This window comes from Catenibacillus scindens (assembly GCF_014202115.1).
GTDB lineage: Bacteria > Bacillota > Clostridia > Lachnospirales > Lachnospiraceae > Catenibacillus > Catenibacillus scindens.
The window spans coordinates 1-3341 of sequence record NZ_JACHFW010000037.1 but is presented as its reverse complement, the minus strand read 5'-3'; the positions used below and the strand labels follow the sequence as shown (position 1 = coordinate 3341).

Annotated in this window: 2 protein-coding genes; both read left to right on the top strand. The window is 40.8% G+C overall.

What is annotated here, in order from left to right:
* Positions 1-725: 725 nt before the first annotated feature.
* On the top strand, positions 726-995 hold the full coding sequence (locus HNP82_RS17575; RefSeq protein ID WP_243164861.1) for a PD-(D/E)XK nuclease domain-containing protein: 270 nt from the start codon (positions 726-728) through the stop codon (positions 993-995).
* Positions 996-1207: 212 nt separating this feature from the next.
* A complete protein-coding gene (locus tag HNP82_RS17570; protein ID WP_183776797.1) occupies positions 1208-3049 on the top strand; it encodes an IS1634 family transposase in 1842 nt (613 codons plus the stop codon).
* The last annotated feature ends 292 nt before the right edge of the window (positions 3050-3341 follow it).

Below are 3341 nucleotides of genomic sequence, written 5' to 3'. Positions count from 1 at the left end.
AACCCACTATCTACATCCTTCTCCCGGGAACTTGTCCACCATATCAGTTCATTATAAAAATCTTAGATTTTTGTCTTGACAACTGAGCCACTATACACTGTTTTATTGGAGCAAGGACATATCGGATTATGTGATTCCATATAATACAGGGGAGAATTTGGTTTCTCAAAAAAATATGTAAAATTCTTCAATTTACGATAGCAATAGTTTCCATTTATGTGTATAATACAAAAAGACATAGTTCTGCATTCCTTTCATGTGTACGTGGTAACTCATTCTACCCGGTGGTCAGAACTATGTCTTTTTGATTTTCAGAAGCATTAAGAAATAAGAGACCAAATTAATGGCGTAAGTATCCATAGCAGATAAATACAAGGTACTTGCGCCATTTGCGCTATCTCAACCTTTTGAGTGATTACTTCATATTATTGGAGTATATAGTTGCATATTTAGAGTTATTGTTTGCAGCGATGATTGTTGATGTTCTGCTGAAGCCAGGATGAATGGGAATTGTGTCGCTTGTGCAAAGTTACTATGTAAAGAATACATGGGTAAATTTCCGGTAATTTCCATAATCCTGAAAGGGATTAATGGGGCGGATTATGCCACGGCCCGCTCGCTGCTCTGCTCGGTTATAGGCTATGAAGCTGTGAAAAACTGGTATGACGGATATCTGTTTGGAGATGTAGAAGTGTATTGTCCCTGGGATGTGATCAGTTATTGTGATGAAGCTAAAATCCAACAAAGAATCCGGAAATGGGTACAGTGATATATTTATTCTGATTGATGACGCTGATATGGGCATCATTATTGAAGTAAAATATGCCGGAGAAGGGCAATTTGACTCGGTTTGTCATGACGCGATTCTCCAGATTGATAAGAATGCTTATGGAGATGAATTAAAAAATGAGGGATGTCATACCATTCTCAAATATGGGGTCGCTTGCTATAAGAAAGAATGCAGGGTGATCGTTGAGAAACAAGCCAAATCATAAACAGGTATTTTTGTAAAGCCGGAATCATGTTTGTGTAATGAATTATATACTTCACAAATGTAAAGTATATAATTCTGAAAAGTGAAGTAGTTGTGCGCCTTTTTGCAATAAAAAATAAAGAATAATATAAATTTACGTGAATATTGAAAAATTTTGGAAAAATTTTTGGAATATCCGTTGTATGTGGTTGCACTTCATGTTATAATGCACCTATGAAATTAAACTACGATAGAAAATCAAAAGACCCAACTTATTTTGTCCAGCTTGGGATCAGGAACGGTAAAAAGACGACTACAAAAAATATTGCCAGAATTGGAAAGCATTCGGAACTTCTGAAGATTACCGATGACCCGCTTGCTTATGCGAAAGAGCAGGTCAAAAAATATAATGAGGAGGCTAAAAAAAATAAGCCGGTACCTTTAGAAGTCAAACTGAATTTTGAAGAGAAGATCAAGTCTTACGGTGATCTTGTATCTTCAAGTAAGCAGCTTAATGTTGGATATCTCTTTTTACAGCAAGTGTATCATGATCTTGAGATTGGTTCCTTTTTCCAGCATATTGCAGAAAACTCCGAGATGACCTTTGACCCCAATCAAGTGTATCGTTTTCTTGTCTATTCCAGAATTTTGGAGCAGGATTTTAAACCTGGGACTTACAGGCATAAGGCGGATTTCTACGAACAGCCTGAGTTTAATGATGAACAAGTGATTCAGACGATGGATCTTCTTGAGGAACATTGCGATGAATATATGGCCTATCTGTTGGAAAAAAGCACGAAGTATATTAAGAAAGACCGAGGCTCTTGTTTCTATGACCCCGTTAATCACTATTTTCAGATTGGAACTGAAGATGAGGAGTATGTGGACGCGGTGACGGGTGAGCGGCTGCCCAAGCTTGCCCCGTATGAGGCCGGCAGGCGGGAGGATGGCTGTCCGGCTGGCCTGGGGATTATAATGGATTCTTATGGTATACCAGTATCTATGTTTATCACTTCCGGTACACCTGACGGACAGGAGACCGCAGAAGTGATAGAGAAAGATTTTAGGCACATTTTGAAAGGGAAAAATATTGTCAGATGTGTTGATGGCAGTAAGAAATCTTTGCGGCGGAAGACAGAGACTTCTAATTGCCGTGGATTTATTATATCCCAGGCGGTAAATCAGTTGCCGGATGCCTTAAAAAAAGCAGTTTTTAGTGATCGCGATTACAGGAAGGTGTCTACAGACGAGCCGGTGTCAGTTGGGGCTATGAGGTCTTTCGATCGGATGGACGGGAAAAACAGAGGATTGTATCAGGATAAAGCTTATAAAGTTCTGAGGAGGGTTCCGGATTTTGATACTCGCCCATGGATTCAGGGTTTGCTGGAAAGAAGCGGCGCCGATATTACCCTGAGTGAGACGGTGTCCCAGCCAAAGATCATCATAACTTTTTCCAGAAAGTTGATGGAGTTCCAGAGAAGTATTCGTGAACGGCAGATCCAACGGGCTAGGAAACGGATTCAGTGGCCGGCTGCGGATACATATAAATATAATTCCGATGACGCTGGCCGATTTATAAAGAGAGTGTCTTCTCAGGATAGCAGAGAAGTATATGAGCTTGACCAGGATCTTATCGCGGAAGAAGAAAAATATGACGGATTTTCCGCGATAGTGACAGATCTTGATGGGGAGTTCGGGAGTATTGTTGAGACCAGCTTTTATCGGTATAAACTCCAAGATTGTTTCAGAGCGCTGAAAACCGATCTGCCGGCTGCCATACATCCCTGCGAAAGAAAGCGGGTGATTGCTCACAGTATCATCTGTTATACAGCCCTGCTGCTTTGCCGTATTCTTGAGACAAAGATGAGACGCTACGAGACAGAGTTTACCATTGATAATCTTATTGACACGATGAATAATATGGAAGTGTCCAATATCGAAGATATGTGTTATATGTCCACCTATGGATGTTCCAGGGTGAGCAACGCTCTCAATGGGATTTTAGATATTGGCCTGGATAAAAAGTATTATCTGCCAAAAGAACTGAATCGAAAAGTAAAAAAGATTTCAGGTTAGATACAAAGCGGCCTGTTCCTTCTGTGATGGGGGAGCAGGGCCGCTTTTTCTCGTTTCTATATTTGCCGTGACCAATTAGTTGTCAGGGATGACAGCACGGATCGCTACTGCTCGTTACGCTAAAGTCCGGATGCGATTGATTTTGTTATGGAAAAGGACTATACTATACATAAGTTCATCGCGAATAAAGGAGGAAGTTGCAGATTGCCAGCCCAAACGGACACCTGTGCCATATTCGGCGGACAGCTTGAGACATAATTAGCGGACAGGTGGGGACACATTAACCGGACAA

Bases quoted from the DNA above. Each gene is read 5' to 3' on its own strand.
- HNP82_RS17575 (WP_243164861.1), top strand. From the start codon at position 726: ATGAAGCTAAAATCCAACAAAGAATCCGGAAATGGGTACAGTGATATA.
- HNP82_RS17570 (WP_183776797.1), top strand. From the start codon at position 1,208: ATGAAATTAAACTACGATAGAAAATCAAAAGACCCAACTTATTTTGTC.